16 protein-coding genes are annotated in these 19,445 nt (G+C 52.0%); all 16 read right to left on the bottom strand.

The features are described 5' to 3' along the window. Positions 1-6: 6 nt before the first annotated feature. Entirely contained in the window at positions 7-1,167 is a 1,161-nt protein-coding gene (locus FH871_RS08080) for a glycosyltransferase family 4 protein (protein ID WP_138990915.1), read from the bottom strand. Between the two features lie 17 nt (positions 1,168-1,184). Continuing rightward, positions 1,185-2,534: a hypothetical protein gene (locus FH871_RS08075; RefSeq protein ID WP_138990914.1), complete on the bottom strand. Its 1,350-nt coding sequence runs from the start codon at positions 2,532-2,534 to the stop codon at positions 1,185-1,187. A gap of 157 nt (positions 2,535-2,691) precedes the next feature. Beyond that, a complete protein-coding gene (locus tag FH871_RS08070; RefSeq protein ID WP_138990913.1) occupies positions 2,692-3,654 on the bottom strand; it encodes a hypothetical protein in 963 nt (320 codons plus the stop codon). A 7-nt stretch (positions 3,655-3,661) separates the two neighbouring features. Then, positions 3,662-4,690, bottom strand: a complete 1,029-nt coding sequence (locus tag FH871_RS08065) for a glycosyltransferase family 2 protein (protein WP_138990912.1) — start codon at positions 4,688-4,690, stop codon at positions 3,662-3,664. Continuing rightward, entirely contained in the window at positions 4,674-5,507 is an 834-nt protein-coding gene (locus tag FH871_RS08060) for a DUF5672 family protein (RefSeq protein WP_138990911.1), read from the bottom strand. Before FH871_RS08060 ends, FH871_RS08065 begins: the two co-directional genes overlap by 17 nt. A gap of 102 nt (positions 5,508-5,609) precedes the next feature. Next, entirely contained in the window at positions 5,610-6,593 is a 984-nt protein-coding gene (locus FH871_RS08055; protein ID WP_138990910.1) for a glycosyl transferase, read from the bottom strand. Next, on the bottom strand, positions 6,590-7,300 hold the full coding sequence (locus tag FH871_RS08050; RefSeq protein WP_229317122.1) for an NAD(P)-dependent oxidoreductase: 711 nt from the start codon (positions 7,298-7,300) through the stop codon (positions 6,590-6,592). The genes FH871_RS08055 and FH871_RS08050 overlap by 4 nt, the downstream gene beginning before the upstream one ends. Further along, entirely contained in the window at positions 7,284-8,480 is a 1,197-nt protein-coding gene (locus tag FH871_RS08045; protein WP_138990909.1) for a glycosyltransferase family 4 protein, read from the bottom strand. The genes FH871_RS08050 and FH871_RS08045 overlap by 17 nt, the downstream gene beginning before the upstream one ends. Before the next feature lie 11 nt (positions 8,481-8,491). Next, positions 8,492-9,145 (bottom strand): acetyltransferase, encoded by a 654-nt coding sequence (locus tag FH871_RS08040; RefSeq protein WP_138990908.1) that lies wholly within the window; start codon positions 9,143-9,145, stop codon positions 8,492-8,494. A gap of 91 nt (positions 9,146-9,236) precedes the next feature. Continuing rightward, positions 9,237-9,935, bottom strand: a complete 699-nt coding sequence (locus FH871_RS08035; protein WP_138990907.1) for a WbqC family protein — start codon at positions 9,933-9,935, stop codon at positions 9,237-9,239. A gap of 58 nt (positions 9,936-9,993) precedes the next feature. Then, positions 9,994-12,036 (bottom strand): glycosyltransferase family 39 protein, encoded by a 2,043-nt coding sequence (locus FH871_RS08030; RefSeq protein WP_138990906.1) that lies wholly within the window; start codon positions 12,034-12,036, stop codon positions 9,994-9,996. 144 nt (positions 12,037-12,180) lie between these two features. Beyond that, positions 12,181-13,254 (bottom strand): DegT/DnrJ/EryC1/StrS aminotransferase family protein, encoded by a 1,074-nt coding sequence (locus FH871_RS08025; protein ID WP_138990905.1) that lies wholly within the window; start codon positions 13,252-13,254, stop codon positions 12,181-12,183. Next, positions 13,247-14,518 (bottom strand): ABC transporter ATP-binding protein, encoded by a 1,272-nt coding sequence (locus tag FH871_RS08020; RefSeq protein WP_138990904.1) that lies wholly within the window; start codon positions 14,516-14,518, stop codon positions 13,247-13,249. The genes FH871_RS08025 and FH871_RS08020 overlap by 8 nt, the downstream gene beginning before the upstream one ends. A gap of 93 nt (positions 14,519-14,611) precedes the next feature. Next, the gene (locus FH871_RS08015) at positions 14,612-15,451 is read right to left on the bottom strand and encodes an ABC transporter permease (RefSeq protein WP_114405824.1); all 840 of its coding nucleotides are present in this window, start codon (positions 15,449-15,451) and stop codon (positions 14,612-14,614) included. 81 nt (positions 15,452-15,532) lie between these two features. After that, positions 15,533-16,630, bottom strand: coding sequence for a hypothetical protein (locus FH871_RS08010; protein ID WP_138990903.1), 1,098 nt, complete (start codon positions 16,628-16,630; stop codon positions 15,533-15,535). A gap of 35 nt (positions 16,631-16,665) precedes the next feature. Then, complete coding sequence (locus FH871_RS08005) at positions 16,666-19,242, bottom strand: SLBB domain-containing protein (protein WP_138990902.1); 2,577 nt, start codon at positions 19,240-19,242, stop codon at positions 16,666-16,668. Between the last annotated feature and the right edge of the window lie 203 nt (positions 19,243-19,445).

Here is a 19,445-nt window from a genome sequence, read left to right as displayed (position 1 = left end):
AAATAACTAAGTACGGGTCACTTTCACAAATCCGGACAGCATTTCCCGGGCAACGGTTTCCGGGGTAAAACCGGCAATGATGTCGGCCGAAACCCGCCCCATGGCTTTCCGGTCAACTCGTTCGTTCATAAAGTTCAACAGGCTTTTCACGAGTTCGTCCGGCCGTTGCGGGTCGAAAACGTAGCCATTCTGACCGTTTTTCACCAGATCGGTCGCGCAGCCACAGCGGTCCGACACCACCACCGGCATCCCGCAGGCCATCGCTTCGTTGACCACCAGTCCCCAGGGCTCCGACAAACTGGGCAACACCAGGACATCGGCCAGCGCCAGTGTTTCGGGAACGCGGTACCAGGGTTGATTGGGCAATATTTTGACAAATTCCTGAAGATGAAGCCGTTCAATCTGCGTTTGAAGAACCGCTTTCTCGTTGCCGTCGCCGAGCAGCAGCAACCCCCAGTCGGTCGACTCCGCAGCCTGTTGCCGGGCCTGATGAAAAGCGTCCAGCAAAGCCGTCAGATTTTTCTCGGGGGCCAGGCGACCCACATACACAAAATTGGCCGGTTTCAGACCCAACTCCCGTTGTTTCGCTAACCGCGTCGGAAAAGCCTGTTCGTAGACCTGCCGCAGTTTGGCGTTGTCGACAACGGCGTTGTTTTTCACCAGAATCTGTTCCGGTCGGGCACCCAATTGCATCAGGTACTGCGCCTGGGGAGTTCCAAAACAGAAAAAACCGTTGGCCAGCGAAATAATGCGCCTTTTCAGCCACTCTCGTGGGCCGTTGCGCACCAGATCGACGGGGGTGGATTCGGTCTGAATGATGACTTTGATGCCGCTGACTTTGGCAATTGCCAGCAGGATCAACTGGGCGGGGTCGTAGTAACCCGTCAGCAACAGCACATCGGGAGCATAGGCGCGCATCCGGCTGACCAGCGCCCTGCTTTTGGCGGAGGTGCTGACCTGCTCGATGTCCGTATCAAACAACAGTTCGTAGCTGTATTGATCCGGCAATTGATCCGGTTTTCCCAACAGTGCCCGGGATTGTTCGCTTTGAGCAATCTGCAACACATGAACAGTGCTGCCAAAGGCCGAAGCCAGCCGATGGAGTTCACTGAAAACGGTTGCTTTATAGTGTGCCCACAGGATGTTGTGAACAATCAAAATCTTCATAGAGATGGGGTAAGGCCTCAGAGTGCCGGTTTAACCACCGGATGATTGAGCAGGTTGGGGGGGTATAGATGACTAATTCCCACAAACCGGATCATCAGACAGAACGGGTGCCAGAACGAGATTTCGTAGGGACGACCGTTCGTAAACAACTGGACGAACAGCATCATGTAGAAGTACGCCAGGAAGGTCGAAAGGGTGTCGGGGTTGTCGCGGATGGTCTTCAGGCTGTAGAAGAGGGCCGAGAAACAGAAGGCCGTAAATGTTACAAAACCGGGAATTCCGTGGTTGATCAGGGCTTCCATCAGCGGCACATCCAGGTAGGTGGACTTGTAGCCCTGCCCGACGAGGATAACGTGAATGTGACCTTCCAGGATGTTTTGCAGGTATACAAAACTGGTGGCCCGGTTGCCCGCCGAAGCATCCAGGGTGGCTGCAAACTGATTCTGAACCTTCATCCCCAAAACGGCATACACGTTCTCCAGATTTCGTTCAATGAAGGCGACGGCATAACCGTAGAGGATGGCGATCAGATCACCGTTCTTGCGCATAAAATAGGAAATACCCATGAATGCCACGAAAAACAGCAACAGCGAAGCCGGGCGCGTCATACCACGAACGGCGTCTTTGATCTGCCGTGGGCGGATATTGAACATGAAAAACAGTCCGATAATCAGGATCAGGGCCACGATGCTCGAACGGGTTTGCGTCATCACCAGAATGCCCATACTGAAAATACAGGAACCCAGGGCCAGAATCCGGACGACAAAACCCGTTTGGGGCCGGAACGCCCAGATACCGCAGGCTACGACGCACATTAACGCATTCCGGGCAAAAACGTGGGGGTTTCCGGATCGGTATTCGCCCTCACCATACTGAATAGCAGCCCGTTGACCAATGTTCCAGGTAGGGTCGGTCATCAGGGCATACACCAGAGCAAGGTTGGAAACCACCGTGAAGGCAATCACAATCGGTACAAAAACCTCAATGATATCGTTTGGTATGTTGATCAGCAGAAACAAAAACAACGCTACGTAAATGTAATAAATCGTATCCATCGTTCCGTCCCGAAACCACTGATCGCGGTAAAAAGCCATGTAGAAAATGATCACGATAAAAAACAGCAGTGCCATGTTCAACAGGTTGGTGTTCAGGCGGTAAAGTTTGCGTAGAAAGTGAAAAGGGATCATCAACGCGAAACCCAGTGCCAGAAAAGCCGCCGTAAAAGCCGTACTTCCCGGTGCAATGCGAAGCGTTTCCTTAAAGAAGAAAATCAGGGGATAGCCGTCAATAACCATTAAAATACCGACGACATACCGCATCAGGTGTATTCTCCGCCAGGTAAATAATTCTTTCAATGACGATAGCATAGCGTATTCGTTTTATACGATTTTAAAAATACCTCAATTGGCCTGATCCGATTAAGAAGGCAATTGTATTTTTTTAATATCTACACAAAGATAGAGAAAAGAATAGTCAAGAATGAACAATGCACAATGAATAATGAGCAATGGGGTTTTTGAGTACTTACATTTTCCGGGGAATATCGACCGTTTCGATAAACTGAACGGTTTCCCGCAGTGTCTCGACGGCTTTTTTGCGCCAGCCTTTCACCGGCGGTTTGAAGGGCTGAAGACCATAGGCCGGCACAACTGACGCCAGCCCATTCCGGTCGAAGGCGCGCAGGCGGGTTTGGTAGTCGCCCAGCCACTTTTTAATCGTCGGGAATGCCGAAATCCGAATCCGGTCCTGCGCCTGAAAATAGCCTTCCTGATCGACCATGCCTTTATAATTCACGAAAATAACCGGCGTGTTTTCCGTCATGGGTCGTTCGTGCAGATTCCATAAGCCAAGGTGCCAGCCGGGGTTTTTCACGATCGTAACGCCTTCAAACAATCCGGGGGTGAGCGCCAGCCAGATCTGGTCGGTATACATGCCTTCGCAGGGCCGGGCAAACGCGCGTTCGGGCACCCGCTGACTCCACCAGCCCAGAAACCGGGCAGCTTCGGCAGACCGTTTCAGACCAAGAAAACCGGAAGTGTATAAACCGATATTCTGAAGGTACTTTTCGTCCGGAAAGGCATTGTCCGTCACCGGTTTGAGTAAATGTGGCGTCAGCACAAGCGTCGCATCGGCATACCGGTTTGGCAAGTCCGTCAGTGGTTGGTACAGAACAACAGACGGATCGAGATAGACCAGCCAGTCGCTTTGCGTCTGATTTTTATAGACGTGGCTGATAAACAGCGGTTTGCAGGCTGCCACCATTTCGGCGGGGGTGTATTGTTGCGAAAGCTGCGCCAGATCCGGAATTGCCAGCTCGCTGATCAAAACCACCGGATACGGGATTTGAAAACCGGTCGGCAGGTTAGAGGCTTCATCACAAAGCCCAATGACGAACGACTCGCCGGGATGCTGTTGCTGCAAACTTTCGCCCAGAGCGAGGGCTTGCGGCAGTTGTCGGATGGTGCAAACGGTCAGAAATGTTATCATAAGTCGGTTACTCTACTAAATCACCCAAAGCCGCCAGAAAAGGCGCATACTGATTCGCTTCCTGATCGGCATAGCGGTGGTAATTTCCCGCCACCAGTTCCCGAACAACCGAACCGATCCTGGAAAACCGCCCGTCGGGCATCGTGCTTCGCCGGGCATAATGCGCCAGCCGCCGTTCAAACTGTTCGATTCCCGGTGTTTTAGCTGCGATTCGTTGCGTTACCAGGGTGTATAAATCCTTCAATTCCTGGTGCTTGCGAATCAGCGGGGCCAGTTTCTCCTGGTGTGGGCGCGAAAACCGGTCTTTGAACCGCACCGGTTTTCCGGCCTCCGGCGGACGGGTGCCAACCTGCTGTTTTTCATGGGTTCGGTACCAAACCAACGGTTTTTCATAAAAGTCAATCGTTCCTTTGGCGGCTGTCACCAAACCCATCCAGCCGTCATAAATGTAATTGGGCAGGTTTGGAATGGGCAAAAACGACGCCAGCAATCGCCGACGCAGGGCCGAGGTGCAGCCCATCACCCGGTTGCCGTCCAGCAACACTTCCACCGCTTCGCCCCGGCGCCAGCGCTCGCGGATGGGTTCGGTAAACCGCACGGCATCCCAAAACAGACGCCCGGTGTTGTTCAGGCTGGTGTCGGCAATGACAGCGTTGCTAAAAACCAGATCGATCTTCGGATGCTGAATCAGGTAGTTGGCGAGTGTTTCGATTTTTTCGGGCAACCACCAGTCGTCCTGATCGCAGATAAAAATCAACTCACCATTGCAAAGCGACAGGGCTTTTTCAAAGTTTTTATTGAATCCCAGGCGGGTCGCATTCCGGATGATCTGGACGGGAAAGGGCGCTTTGGCGGCAAACTTTTCCAGGATCGCCCGCGTCTGGTCGGTCGAATCATCGTCGCAGACGACCAGCTCGGTAGGTAACCGGCTCTGTTTCAGGATACTTCCTAGCTGGGTTTCCAGATAGGCTTCGCCGTTGTAGGTGCAAAGTGCCACCGAGATCGTCGGCTGGGTCGGATCAGATGGTGTAGCCATAGGTTGCAAAGATGGGCCGCCAGTAGTCGGTTCCGTGAATGTTCCAGGCGTGGCAACCGAAGGGTAACTGGCCTTTGTTATAGGTTTGAATGGCGCGTTCGGGATAAAACTCGACCGAAAACCGCAGTGCCGTCCGAAAATCCGGAACGCTGATCAGGGGAAAATACCGATTTATTTCAATGCCCCAGAACACATCTTCGTTGTATTGATGCGCGTGAATTTTCTCGTAATCGGCAATTTTCTTCTTATAAAAACGAATCCAGCGCAGCAGCGAGGGGATTTTGCGCAGCGAAAAGCCGCCATTGCCCACCCCGTTGAGGGAGGTAATTTCACGCGGGGTAACCCCATCGTCTTTCTTCAGATCCAGCCAGATGGCGATTTTTTTCTTGATGTTGAACACGGTTTCGTCCTTCCAGTCAGTAAAATCGCGGTCGCGGAGCCAGGGAGCCCCGATGTATTCGTAACCCTTCCGGCACCACTCCGTCAGTTCATCCCGAAACACAAACGCATCCAACTGGTAGATCAGCATGTATTCAAAATCCGTAAAGGCCTGGTAATAGTCTTCCGAAAGCATCAGCCGGTTATAAGACTGCACGTCCTTGAAAAACGCATCGTCGAACGTCCGCACCTGAAGCTGCGGATGCGGCTGGGTCAGGTACGATACATCCAGGGAACGGGGGGTTACCAGAATAATCGGGTGCTGACCCAGCACGCGCAGGCACTGCGTGAGCGAAATTTGTTCATACGCCGTCAGCGACGATTGATAAACCGGAATGACCACACAGGCGACCTGCGGACTTTTACGTAATTTGTTCATTTTTCGGTTTTCAGTTTACGGTTTTCGGTTTTCGGTTGGCTGACGCACGTATTGGAACCCGTCAGCCAACTGAAAACTGTAAACCGTAAACCCGTAAACTAATCACCGGTTTTCGAGCACTGAAATCAAACGATCGATTGGCGATTTCAGGGCTTTTCGGACGCTTTGGTAATACAGCGTTTTCGGTGGCTTGATGTAAAAACAAGGGTAATTCCGGTACGTTTCGTTCTGATTATCAAACAGTCGCTGCCGGTAGAGTTCAAACAACGGGACCACATCGGGGCGTTGTGCAAAGGTAAACCGATTCTGGTATTTGGAGATTTCCTGCGGTTTATGAATCCCGTAGCCACTATAGTGGAAAAACTGCAAATCCGCCGTTTCGTTCACTTTCCAGACGCCAGCCTGCTCCGAGAAAAACCGCTCGTGGAGGTTCCAGTAGGCGGCATTGTAGCCGGGATGTTTTTCAATCCAGACCTTATCGTAATAGATCGGGGCAAAATTTACCCAGTGCTGATCGACGAACAACCCGTTGCAGAGGTCGATGCGACACTCGTTTACGAGCCGTTTTTTCCACCATTGTACAAACCGGTTGGACTCCTCGCTTTTCTGCAATCCAATAAACCCCAGGTTGTAGGTGCCGGTGTTCAGGTGGTTTAATTCATTGGGAATCAGCCAGTCGGTAATGGGTTGGCAAATGTGCGGGGTCACCACCAGGTTGTATTCGCTCAAATGCTGTTTCAGCCGGGTAAGCGGCTGAAAAACAATGATGTCCGGGTCAAAATAGATGACTTCGGTGGCGTCGGAATAGTGTTTGAAAAAGTAGTCGATGTAAAACGGTTTGACGGCGGTATTCAACTCCGTGATGTCGTACCGCTCGCACATGCCCGCAAAATCCTCGATGTCAATCTGGTCGATTTCCAGCATCGGATAGGCGGGAACCAACTCAGGGGGCAGGTGGGCCTGATCCAGCTTATCGACCAAACCGATCACATACTGCCAGTCGGGATTGGTTTGCCGCAGCGAATCACCCAGGGTTCGGGCCTGAGCGAGGTAGTTGATCGAACAAATCGTGAAAGCTAGCGTCATGCGTAATATTTCTGCAAGAGGTGTTTCAGGTAGCGTTCGGGCTGAAGATCAGCGCGTTGGTCCTGTAAAACAGCCGCACTTTGGGTGGTATCAATTTCAAACGGTTTGCCTTTATCGATCAGCCGGTAAAGGGCTTGCAAGCCAAGTTGCTCTTCAATGGCCTGCACAATGTCCAGCGGTTTGACGCTGTACGGATTGGCCACATTGATCATCTGGTTCCATTCGCCCGGTCCACGGCTGATGTACGCCGTCACAATCTGGTATACATCATCGACATCGATCAGATTCCGGGTGGCACCCTGCCAGACGTCGAACGGTTCGTGGTTGCGGATGCGGTTGACAAAGAAATTCAACACCGTGTGCGGGTTTTCCGTTGCACCCACTACGTTCGAAGCTCTGATAATCAGGTAGTTTTTACAATTTCCGGCGATGTAATCTTCCAGAAACAACTTGTGGGTCACGTACGGAGAACCCTGCTCGGTGGGGTCGGTGACGCTGCATGTACTGAAATAAACAAACAGCCGGTTTCCGGACGACGCGATGGATTCTTCCACAAGCTTTTTCTCGCGGGCAAACGCCGACGCACGGTTTTCCTTGGAATTGGAAACCCCGGAGGCAAAAATCAGAACATCATCCCGGTCGTAGAAAGCTGAAAAACGCCGGGCAATCATACCGTTTCCAACGACCATGCTAGGGAGTGTGTTCATTCAATGCGGTTTCAAGAATGGCCAGCAGACGGGGCACCAGCACTCCGGCATCGTGATTCATGGCCCGCTGGTAAAAAATCGCCCCAACCCGGCTGCGTTCGTCTGGTACGTCGGCCAGCCGCCGGATTACGTCGGCCATGGCCGTAACGTCGGAATACGCCACCAGACAACCCGTATCCTCCCCGACAAAATCCGGACTGCCGCCCGAGTCCCGGAAGCACAAAACCGGGATTCGGTTCAGGCCCGCTTCAAGAATCACCAGCGGATACGGATCTTCGCGCGAGGTTAAGGTAAAGATGTCAAAACAGGCAAAATAGTTCAGGTAATCGCCCCCCGGTTCGATCAGGATCACGCGCTCGTTGAGTCGCATCCGTTCCAGGTCGTAGGTCAACCGGCGGTATTCTTCGCCCGTTTTGGGAACACCGATCCAGACAAAATAGGTGTCGGGGTGCGTTTTCAGCACCTGCTGCGCCATCAGGACGAACAGATCCACGCCTTTGCGCCATTCGGCATTGCCGCAGCCACCCACCACCACGGCATCGGTCGGAATGCCCAGCCGGGTGCGAATTGCGGGTTGATCCACGCTTTGCAGCGTGTTCAGCAGCGATTCGGTGCGAATGAGCGAATTGAGCACATTGGTTTTTGGGGGGGCCAGCCCGTGATTCTGAATCAGATTCTGCCGAACGGCATCCGAACCACACAGAAACAAGGTGGCGTGGTCGAGCTGGTAGCGCAGTTCATCCGGTTTGGTATAAATATGAATCGATGTTTCCAGTTCGTGAACGTAGGAAACAAAGGGCAATCCCAATGGTTGAAGCCGCTGCAATAAACCACCGTTGGCGATGGTATTTGAAAAGATCAGATCAAACGACTGCGCTTGTAAAACGGGAAGCAGTTCTGCAAAAAGCTCGCTTCTGGGATCGTTGTCCTGGCTCGAATTTCCAACCCCGAGCCGCTTGAAAGCCCGGGTAATCAGGCCATTGGGCTGTGGTGGCGCGGGCGGAACAAAACCGGCGTAGACCCTGGTAACCCGTTCGTAGTCGGGCAGGAGCGGTCCGCCATCCCCCAGCAACAAGGCCGTTTCGACTCCCGACTTTTGTAAGTAAGTCAGCAGGTGAAGCAGTAAATATTGTGCGCCGGCCCGGTTGGCATCGTGGCCGATAAAAAGTATCCTGGTCAAGAGAAAAATGGTTAATAAACTTTGTGACTCGGAATGGGGCGTTTTTCGGCGGGATTGCCCATGTAAACACCCCAGGCTTCGGTCGATTTGATGACGGCAGCGGCCATGCCCACCAGCGTGCCTTCGGCAATGTGCAGGTAATCACGGATGGTGCTGTTGACGCCGAAAAAGCTGTAGGAATCAACCACGCAGTGACCTGACAGGACGACGTGCGACGTGAAAAAGACGTGATCCTTGATCTGTCCGTGGTGGCCAATGTGATTGCCGCTCCACAACACGACGTTGTTGCCGATGGTGGTGAAAGGCTGAATCGTGTTGTCCTCCAGAATAAAGCAGTTTTCGCCGATGGGGTTGTTGAAGAGCGTTGCTTTGGAACTGACGTACGAAATGCACTCGTATCCTTTCGCCTTGGCTTCGAGGTAGATCTTCTCCCGGTTTTTGTTCATTTTCCGGCCCGTCATGGGCGCGAAAAATTTGAATTCCTGCGGGGGATACACCGTTTCAATCTCTTCAAAAGCGACCACCGGAAGCCCCTTGAACTCGGTTTCTTTCAGATAATCCCGATTGAGGGCAAACGCAACCACCTCGTGTTCAGAGTCGTGCGTTAAATAAAAATGCGCGAGTTCGGCGGTATCCAGTACGCCGAAGATGATCACTTTTGCCATAGAAAGTAAAATTGTTGGATGGTTAAACGGTTTAAAATGGTTGAGTTGCTCCTAACCCTATTAACCGTTAAACCATCAAGCCCTCTAACCATTAAATTAACTCAAACTCTTTCAGCATCTCCTGTACCGCCGGTACGTCGTTGAACATCAGCACGTCGGCGATGGAGAGCCAGGGTATAAATTCGTTCTGAAACTGGGGATATTCCACCCGTTTTGACTGAATAAAAAACAACTCGATGCCCGCGTCGGCAAACCGCTGCCGGTCATAGAGTTCCATGCCCCCAATGGGATTGATGTACCGGGTTGCTTTTTCCTGCAGACAGATGTCCAGAATCCGTTCCTGCCCCCGGAGTTCGCTGTTGTTGTACACATCCGACGACGGCACCAGTTCCGTCTGAATACCCAGGTAATCGTTGAGCAAGGGAAAACTTTCACGAACCAGTTCGGCAATCGTTCGAACCTCCAAGTTTACGATTTTTTCCAGCAAGGGGAATACCGTTTTATAAAAAGGCGCTTTCCGATACGACTGACCGAGGGTTTGCAGCAATTTTTGCCGCCATTTCGGATCGTCGCTCAGGTGGATGTCGGCAATCCGTTTGTTCTGGCTGGCATCCTTGAGCGGCACCGTGAGCATAAAATCCTTGCCGTTCACCAGAATCCGGTTTCGGTTTATCCAGCCCCGGTTGATGAAAGCCACGTCGTCGTAAAAAATAAATTTATCGACCTCGTTCATCAGTTGCAAGTATCCGATGTAAGGCAAAATATAGGGCTGCATGATGGCAATGGTCATCTCAGTAAACGGTTTTCAAAAACCGTCTTTTGTGTGGAATCCGGCTTCGAAAGTCCGGCTACTTCAATTTTCGCAAATAATAATCCTCACCCGGTACGATCAGGTGGGTCATGGTGGTGTCGGTTCCCAGCCGCACATCGCCCGGCTGCGGTTTGATGACGTTTTTCGAGAAAAACAGGTAATCCGCTTCTTTCGGAATGGGCTGCACTCCTTTTTCGAAGGGATTGATCACAATCAGTCGCCGGGACAGGTTTTTGCCGTACAGGGGGTATTCAAAATCGTCGTTGATGGTGCCCAGGGCAACTGTCGCGTTTTCCGGCACCAGCGTATCGAACCGTTTGTAGGGCACGTAACTATCGGGCCGGAACATCATCTGCGAATACATGCGCTCGGCAATGAACGCCGACGGTCGCCCATAGGCTGGAAGCGGCAAACAGCGCTCGTTCAGGAAAACCGTAAACAGGGCGGAAAGACACCCGACGATGATGACGAAACCCACATACGTTTTGAGCATCACCCGGCCCGGTTTCACAATATTGAGCCAGCGGTTCGTAAAGAGGATGGGTAAAAAGAGCGACCCCAGCAAACCGGTTTCGATGAAATACCGCCCTTTGAAAGGATCATACGGCGCCGAATAGGAGAGCGCCAGAAAGTGCAGCACAAAGGCACCCGCCAGGAAAAAGTGGGCTTTCGAACGCAGCAGACCCAGCAACGAAAGCGCAACCAGCGGCAGAATCAGGCCGAAACCGATGATGCCCCAGTAGGGATTGGCGTTGTAAAACTCAAACCGTCGGCTGAAAACGAAGGGGAAAATCGAAAAATCGGTTTCTTCATCCAGCCGCATTTTGGTGACTTCCTCCAGTTTGACCAGCGGTTTTCGCATGATTACGTTGGCGTCCAGGCCCCACTGCGTGTTGCGCAAACCGTCGAGGTTGATGTGATCGTATCCGTACCGAATGACATTCCGGCTGCCTTGTTCCAGCAAATTCCGCAAAGGCCCGGCGCGTTCCACCGACTGGTGTTTCAGGGCGGTCGGCGGCCCGATGGGGTGGCCGAATACTTCGATGTTCTTGAGGTAGCCCGTTGGCAGCATCCACAAACAAACACCGACGATGAAAGCCGGTACGACGTGTTTGAGTCGCTGGAAAAAGATCGAGGGTGTGGGTGCCCAGAAAACCGTGTAGATCATCAGGACGAACAATGACGGCAGGAGCAGCGTAAACGTGACTTTGTGGCCGTAAGCAATGCCAAAGGTGATCCCGGCCAGATACAGATACCGGGCATCGCGGGTGGTTTCCGTGCCGGATTCGCGGTAGGCAAACAGGAAATACAGGAAACTCCCCAGGTAGGCCGTCAGCACAATATCGGTCTCGGTCGTAACGGCCTGCATTAGAAAATCGGGCAGCAGGGCGTAACACAGGGCGGCAAAAAAACTGGCGGACAGGTTCCGGGCGATGCGTTGGGCAATACCGAAAACCGCTATAATGGCCATCCAGTAGGAGAGATGGTGGATGAGTTTGAAGGCATTTTCGAAGCGGCCGGTGATCAGAAAGGAATAAATCTGGATCGTACAGACGCTTTTGGGGTAGGTGTCGATGTTCCAGTTCGTACCGCCAAAATGCCGCATACTGCCGCGCTGGATGTATTGCATCACCCGGTTCAGGTGGCCGGTCATGCTGTCCCATTCGTTCGGGGGTGTGAGCAGCACCAGCAGCAGGTTGGTGATGGCAATGACGGATAAGGTTGCCAGCAGGGTCGTAAAGAGAACCTTGAAATAGAGGGACAGGGAGCGGTACCAGTTGCCAAACGTTGCCCGCCTTTCCCGCAGCAACGAACCGACCGACCAGCGCGGCTGATCGACGAGCCTTCCAAAAACCAGACGCAAAACCGTTAAGGGCAGAAAAACGGCAAACGCCCAGACCGGTGTGGTAGCGGTGAGATAGAATGCGGAGAGGCAATACCCGGTCAGGATAACGCTGCCGGCAAATAGAATGAAGCAAACCAGCAACCACTCGGTCAGCGATCGTCGGCTGATACCGGCTGCGGTGTTGCCAATGTAAACAACGAACAGGGCAAACGTAAGCAGGTAAAAGAAAGTCATGATGTAATGCTGGCAGTGAATTAGCGTATTAATGAAAAATGTAAAATGATCAATGTAAAATTTAAAAGTGATAACCGGTTTAAGGCTATGCTGTAAGCTATTTTTACATTTCTAATTCTTCACTTTACCTTTTTCATTCATTTTTCAAACGTATTTATTCACAATCTCGCAAACCTGATCGATCACTTCTTCCTCCAGATCGGGATACATCGGCAGGCAGAGGGCCCGGAGCGCAATGCTTTCCGAAATGGGGCAGGGTTGGGTGGTTTTCAGGAACGGCAGGGTATTCAGCGAGGGGTAAAAATACCGTCGGGGATTGATCTTCACCTGTTCCAGGGCGGCTTTGATTTCCAGCAATTTGGCCTCAGTTTCCAGAACAATCGGATAATAGGCATAATTGTAGCCGGTTTCGGGCTGAATAACGGGCCGTTGAATCTTCGAAAGGTTCAACTGCGCATCATAGCGGGCAAACCGCTCTTTGCGGGCTTCGATCAGTTTCGGCACCACGGGCAGGTTGCAAAGCCCCATCGCGGCATGGAATTCGGAGTTTTTTCCGTTGATTCCCATGTCGATGTAGTCATCGAAGCGGTGCCCAAAGCTGCGGTACAGGTTGAGTTTTTCGGCGATGGCGTCGTCGTTGCAGGTAACCAGACCGCCTTCGATGGTATGAAAGACCTTCGTTGCGTGGAAACTGCAGGTACTGATGTCTCCGTATGACAGGGCGGATTTGCCTTGGTAAGTAGCCCCAAATGAATGCGCTCCGTCGTAGATCACTTTCAGATTGTGCTTTTTCGCCAGGGCTTCGATGGCTTCGATCTGACAGAGATTTCCGTAGACGTGGGTCGCCAGAATAGCCTCCGTGTTTTCGGTGATCAGCGGTTCGATCTTCAGCGGATCGATCGTGAAATCATCTTCCCGGACATCGGCGAAAACCGGCGTGCAGTTCTCCCACAGGATGGCGTGCGTACTGGCACAGTACGAAAATGGGGTGGTAATGATCTCTTTGGTGAGCCCCAATGCCTTGATTGCCATTTGCAAAACGATGGTTCCGTTTCCGCAAAACAGCAGGTGATTGATGTCAAGATACGCCTTCAGCTCTTTTTCCAGTTGCTGGACGAGCGGACCGTTGTTGGTCAGGTAGACACGTTCCCAGATTCCCTCAAGATGCTTGACGTATTCTTCGAGGGGAGGCAGGTACGACTTGGTGATGTTAATCATTCAGAATGTTTTCTTCCATCATTTCGGTGTGGAACTTCAGTTGCGGACGCACATAGCCTGGCCATTTGCCATACCATGCCACACCGTCGCGGTAATCGGCAACGTCAAAGATAAGTCCTTCTTCCATATTGTACAGCGGAGTGACGGTATCTTTTACAATCATCATGGATACGTTATACGTCCCATCGTTCAGAAAGTGGCCCGGCACCAGACACTCGCCCGCGATGAGCCCCTTCGCATACGGTTGGGATTGCGTACCGACGTTGAAAATACATTCGCCGGTCATGGAGTTCATGTGAAGGCTCAGGTTGAGGTTGGCCTTGTCCATGAAGTTCCAGTATTCGAACCGAACGCGGAACGGGGTGCGAACGTCGATAAAAATCTGATTGTCAACGTATTCGGGCAGGATTTCGATTTTCTTGATCCGCACCAGATCATTGCCGGGAGCCTCTTCCGGTGTATTCCACTCCCGAATCAGTTTCGTTTTTGAAATTTTGCTCAGATACGACGCGACCACCTGGTTGGTTTCGCCCTGTTCGATCAGTTGCCCGCGTTCGAAGTAGAGCGTCCGGTTGCAGAGCGCCTGCACGGCCGTCATGTTGTGACTTACGAACAGAATGGTCCGGCCGCTGGCCGAAACATCGCGCATCTTCCCCAGACTTTTCTTCTGAAACTCGGCATCGCCGACTGCCAGCACCTCATCGATGATAAGGATTTCGGGATCGAGGTGGGCGGCAATGGCAAATCCCAGCCGGACATACATCCCCGACGAATACCGCTTGACGGGCGTATCCAGGAATTTCTCAATGCCGCCAAAATCGACGATGGCATCAAACTGCTTCCGGATTTCTTCCCGGGTCATGCCCAGAATGGCGCCGTTGAGGAAAATATTTTCGCGACCGGTCAGCTCGGGGTGAAAACCGGTGCCGACTTCGAGCAGGCTGGCAATGCGGCCCCGGATGTGAATCCGGCCCGTGGTGGGTTCGGTAATTTTGCTGAGAACTTTCAGGAGCGTGGACTTGCCGGCTCCGTTGTGACCAACGATCCCGATCCGGTCGCCCTGCTCGACGCTGAAATTAACGTCCTTCAGTGCCCAGAAATCTTCATGTTCAATGTGTTCGGTCTCCTCGTGTGGAGACTTCTTGCCATTAAAAATCTTCCGTATCTGGTCGCCCAGGGCATCCTTGATACTGGTGCTGCCCTTGCCCCGTTTATGGTCGATGATGTATCGTTTGCTAATATCTTCTGCTGTAATGACCGCCATAGCTTACTAAGTTGCCCGTTGTAAGTTGTTTGTTTTCAGTTAACTAACGTAAATAAACACATTCTGTTCAAAACGAAACCCAGCAACTTAATTTTAAATATCATCCACAAAGGAGTTTTCCCGTTTCCGGAAAAAATAAATGGAGATGAAGAGAAAGATCGTAATAATCACCACTGAATTAATCACACTGGTCGGATTGAAAAAGGCTTTCTCACCCAATAACGACCATTTGAATCCGTCGATAATGCCGACCATCGGGTTCATGTAATAGATCGGGTGCCACCATTCGCCGGCATTTTCTTCCACCAGCCGGCTGCTGTAGGCAATCGGGCAGGCGTAAAAACCGATCTGAACAATGAACGGTATGAGCTGGCCAATGTCCCGAAATTTGACGTTGAGCACCGCAAAGATAAGACCAAATGCAAAGGATGCCAGCAACGCCAGCAGGATAAAGAACGGTAGAAACAGGATGTGCCAGTCGGGCCAGAACTGGTACCAGATTGTCAGGACCACAAACAGCCCCAGCGCCACCAGAAAGTCGATGAAACTCACGACCGACGAACTGAGCGGCATGATCAGCCGGGGAAAATAGACCTTCGTGACCAGGTTCGAGTTGGCCGTAATGCTGGTGCTGATCTGGGTAAACGAGTTGGAAAAAAACGTCCAGATCGTCAAACCAGCCAGAATCATGAGTGGATAAGGAATGCCGGGGTCGCCTTTCAGTTTCGCTACCTTACTGAATACGAAGAACATAATCATCATCGTAATCAGTGGCCGGATCAGACTCCAGGAGGTACCCAGAATCGTTTGTTTGTAGCGGACCGAAATGTCACGCATGGACAAAATATAGAGCAATTCCCGGTTTTTCCAGAGATCCCGCCAGTAATTCTTTTCCGACCGACCGGGTTCAATAACCACTTCGTGTGTTTTCACAAACTTGAATAAATGAAGAGTGTAAGTAAGGTCCCTTCCTCCGGAACCGTGCGGTTGGTGAGGAAGGGTTCAATGGCAATATTAGCTCTGCATGATGCTGTGGAAGGTCTGTCTCAGGAAGATGAAGATCAGACCGAGAATGAGCCCCATGACAATACCGGCCTGGAAGGCAAACGGTTCGTGGGTCTCTTTAAACAGCGGGAGCGACACGGGTTCCACGATGGTGAACAGAGGCGCTTCCTTGATCAGGCTGAGTTTCAGGTTGTCGACACTTTGAACCGCCCCGTAGTAAAGTTGTTGCAGAAAGGTCGAGTTGCGGGTTAGCTTCGACTGCTGGAGCTGCCCTTCGGCTACAACAACCTGCTGATTCTGGTCGATGTAACGGGCCAGGTTCGAATCATTCCGACCCAGCACGCGTCCCAGTGAATCCCGGCGGTTTTCCATCAGCACCAGCATTTCTCTGGTTTTGCGGTTTTGTTTTTCCGTAAAGTCTTCCTGTACGGTTTCCAGCAGAATATCCAGCCAAGTTGCCGCCAGCATTTCCGCGTGCATACCGGTTCTCAGGGTCAGGAAGGAGGATTTTCGGTCGAGTTGCGCAATGGAAGTCTCGCCCTTAATTCGGTTGAAGACCCCATCCAGCGCCTTGTTTTCCAGTCGCGTAAAGTTCTTCGGATCTTTTCCCCGGATAAAGCGGAAGTTCCGCAACGTATCATCGTCTTCCCACTCATCGTCACGAATCCCGCTCTTGTTGATGTAGTAGTTGACCATCAGGTCTTTGTGGTTGGCGGTTGTGTCCACTTCTTTCAGCAAAGACCGGGTGATGATTGGTTTGGAAACCACGTAATACATAAAGTTTTCACCCGTGAAGATGTTGGCATCCGGAGCGCCACCGCCCAGACCAAACATGCCGGCCAGGTTGCCCAGTTCGCCCAAGCCACCCTGGCTTGAACCGCCCCCGAGGTTAAACGTAATGTATCCCGTGTAGGTGGGCCGCTTGTCGGTATTGAAGTCAATGATGAAGCCGATGGCTCCGCCGATCACCATAAAGACCGCCAGCAGTTTCCAACTGCGTATTAGCTGGTCTTTGAACAGGATGACCCGGTTGACAACTTCCTTGGGCGATACCTGATCGGGAGGCAGTTGATTTTTGTCTGTTTTTTTTGAATCAATGGTTTCCATACGAAGTCAGATTACCAAAGCGATTTATGTCTGTATTAACGAAGCAACCGGAATGCCAACACTGTCGTGATCAACGTCATGATCGAACTGAGCACGCCGGTGGTGTTCGAAATGAGCTGCTGTGGGGTCAATTCGCCCTTGGTTTGCTGCGGAACAATAATTTCGGAACCGGGTTCAACGCGTGGATACACATTGAAGAAGGCAAACCGGCGTGTCCGGTCGGCCGACCCGTTGGCATACACGACGTAAGCGCGTTTCCGGGCTGAACGGCTGGTGAAACCACCGGCCTGCGAAATGTAATCCTGGAACGTTTGTCCTCTCCGGTATTTCGCCGTTGTTGGTAACAATACTTCTCCACCAACCCGTACAGTTTCCAGTTGTTTCGGAATTCGTAAAATATCACCTTCTTCCAGAATCATATCTTCAGCGGAACCCGGGTTACTTAAAATCTTCTGCAGGCTAATCCCGATCAGTTGCTCCGTAACATCCGTGGTTACTTCCGGCTTTACAATCGCCTTTGGGCTATCGTCGGCCAGTTCGGTAATGGTTTGCTGACGCAACTGTTTTTCGGCCTCGCTCAGTTGGATCGTCCGCACCAGCGTAGCCCCCTGGACGTAGGCAAACGGCGTAATGCCTCCCGCCATTTTAACCAGATCCGAAACGCGCTGGTCTTTCGTTACCACCGGATATTCACCCGGCATGACGACTTCCCCTTCCACATTGACAAAGGTTTGGATTCGGTAATTTGGCGAGCGTCGTACGATCACCTGATCGTAGGGAAAGAGCGGAAACTGCGTATCCGTTGGCTTCATGCTGAGATCCCGATCGACGTTGAATCGGAAAATTTCCGAAACCTGGGCTGATTTTGAACTCACATCGACATCTTTTTTCCGACGAACAACTTCAATCTGCGCAGCCGCAGCCGACTCTTTCAAACCACCCGCCCGCAGAATCAGATCTTCGAGTGTCATGTTGGCCACATACGGGGTAGCCTCGATGGGGGTAATCACTTCCCCGGTGATGCTGATTTCGGCAAATTCGGCCATATCGAAGCGGGAAGGAATAATAACCTGATCTTCCCGTTTCAATTCCACATCCGGTTTCACGCCGTTCATAATATCGACCAAATTTAGGGAGATATTTTCGATCGCCATGTCCTCGCGGGTGCGAACAATTTGAATCCGCCCCGTAAAAGCTTCTCCTTTCAGTCCTTCGGCACTGGCAATCAGTTGTTTCAGGGTTTTATTCTGATCCAGCGAATAAATGCCCGGACGGAAAACCGCGCCCTGAATACCGACCTGGTTTTCGTAACGAACCAATACGCCTTCAACCACAACCTGGTCACCGTCTTCCATCGGGAAGGTCGGAAAGTCGGATTCTACAACGTCGATGACCTTCAATTCCCGGTTCGTAAACCGGGTCACTTTGATGCGCGCTTTGTAGGCATTGCTGCTAAAACCGCCGGCCAGTTCGAGCAATCGCGCCATGGGTTCGCCGGGCAGCATTTCAAAAATGTTGTTGCGTTTGGTCGATCCGTTAATTTCCACGTGCGACTTGAACGTCTGGAAGCGTACGTTATCGTTATCCTGCAAGCGGATATCGTTCCGCTGAATCCCGGTCGTCAGGAAGTCATACAAATCGATGGAGGCCACAACCCGGTTGTTGCGGATCACCTGAACGTTCCGGAAAGACCCGATTTCACTGGGGCCACCGGCCTGGTAAATCACGTTCATGGCCGTCGAAAGCGAAGATACCGTGTAGGTTCCCGGCCGGACGGCTTCGCCCGTTACCGTTACCCGGATGCTGCGAATGTCACCCAGGGTTACGATCATATACGTGTTGGCCGCCCCGTAAGGCCCGCTTTTCAAGCCGACATAGATTTTCGCCAGCCGATCCAGAATGCGACCCCGGGCCTGTTCAATGGTCAGACCGGAAACGTGAACCGGTCCCACCCGCTGGAGGTAGATAAACCCGTCGGGGTTGACCGTGGTCTGGTAAACGGCTTCCGAATAGCCGTAGATGTTGATGTTCAACTGATCGTTGGGACCCACTACATAGCCTTTTGGTGTGGCAATGTTGATGTTCGGCTGAAAAACGCTGCCGTTGGCCGGATCGTTGAAAAGCTGATACCCGAATAATTTACGCCGTTGAGCGGCCAGTTCCCGTTCCCGCAAGAGTTCGGCTTCCGTTTTTAATTGAGTCTCGTTCTGGTCGTCCAGGGGTTGCTCGGTTGCATTCTGGCTGCTTCCGTCGGGAGCGGTTTGCTGCCCGTTCTGGTTGGTGCCTGTCGTGCCGTTTTGACCGGTCGTCCCGGTTTGGCCCCGGGTTCCCTGTTGGTTACCGCCCTGTTGCGTAGTGCCGGTAGTGCCGGTTGTTCCGCGGGTTCCCTGTTGCGTGGTACCGGTGGTACCTTGCGTACCGCGGGGGGCGTTACCGGTTTGTCCCGGAAGCTGTCCGGCCGGTGCCTGACCCTGCGTGGGGCGCGGCATACCGGAAGGGAGCGTAGAGGGGGCCGACGTGGGGGCTGAAGGAGCCTGAATGACCTGCGCTGCCGCATTGAAGCCAGTACAGAGCAGCAATACACCAAGAATGGTTTTGCGGAAAAATTGCATCGAAGAGTAGGCGGAAAAATTTGAGCTAAAACAATGGAAATGTGGATATTTTTGCATATTTTTAAGAAAGTATACGACCGGTTTCCGGCGCTCAATCTCATTTGCGTTGGTTTGCTATCAGTAGTAAATCGTGCATTGACGGTTTTTGACGCACTTTGCGCTACAAAGTAAACGAACTTTTACTACTTTTTAAACATTTTCTT

Source organism: Larkinella sp. C7 (assembly GCF_006149005.1).
In the GTDB taxonomy this organism is placed as follows: domain Bacteria; phylum Bacteroidota; class Bacteroidia; order Cytophagales; family Spirosomataceae; genus Larkinella.
This window is presented reverse-complemented; position numbering and strand designations above follow the sequence as displayed.

Bases quoted from the DNA above. Each gene is read 5' to 3' on its own strand.
- FH871_RS08080 (WP_138990915.1), bottom strand. From the start codon at position 1,167: ATGAAGATTTTGATTGTTCACAACATCCTGTGGGCACACTATAAAGCA.
- FH871_RS08075 (WP_138990914.1), bottom strand. From the start codon at position 2,534: ATGCTATCGTCATTGAAAGAATTATTTACCTGGCGGAGAATACACCTG.
- FH871_RS08070 (WP_138990913.1), bottom strand. From the start codon at position 3,654: ATGATAACATTTCTGACCGTTTGCACCATCCGACAACTGCCGCAAGCC.
- FH871_RS08065 (WP_138990912.1), bottom strand. From the start codon at position 4,690: ATGGCTACACCATCTGATCCGACCCAGCCGACGATCTCGGTGGCACTT.
- FH871_RS08060 (WP_138990911.1), bottom strand. From the start codon at position 5,507: ATGAACAAATTACGTAAAAGTCCGCAGGTCGCCTGTGTGGTCATTCCG.
- FH871_RS08055 (WP_138990910.1), bottom strand. From the start codon at position 6,593: ATGACGCTAGCTTTCACGATTTGTTCGATCAACTACCTCGCTCAGGCC.
- FH871_RS08050 (WP_229317122.1), bottom strand. From the start codon at position 7,300: ATGAACACACTCCCTAGCATGGTCGTTGGAAACGGTATGATTGCCCGG.
- FH871_RS08040 (WP_138990908.1), bottom strand. From the start codon at position 9,145: ATGGCAAAAGTGATCATCTTCGGCGTACTGGATACCGCCGAACTCGCG.
- FH871_RS08035 (WP_138990907.1), bottom strand. From the start codon at position 9,935: ATGACCATTGCCATCATGCAGCCCTATATTTTGCCTTACATCGGATAC.
- FH871_RS08030 (WP_138990906.1), bottom strand. From the start codon at position 12,036: ATGACTTTCTTTTACCTGCTTACGTTTGCCCTGTTCGTTGTTTACATT.
- FH871_RS08025 (WP_138990905.1), bottom strand. From the start codon at position 13,254: ATGATTAACATCACCAAGTCGTACCTGCCTCCCCTCGAAGAATACGTC.
- FH871_RS08020 (WP_138990904.1), bottom strand. From the start codon at position 14,518: ATGGCGGTCATTACAGCAGAAGATATTAGCAAACGATACATCATCGAC.
- FH871_RS08010 (WP_138990903.1), bottom strand. From the start codon at position 16,630: ATGGAAACCATTGATTCAAAAAAAACAGACAAAAATCAACTGCCTCCC.
- FH871_RS08005 (WP_138990902.1), bottom strand. From the start codon at position 19,242: ATGCAATTTTTCCGCAAAACCATTCTTGGTGTATTGCTGCTCTGTACT.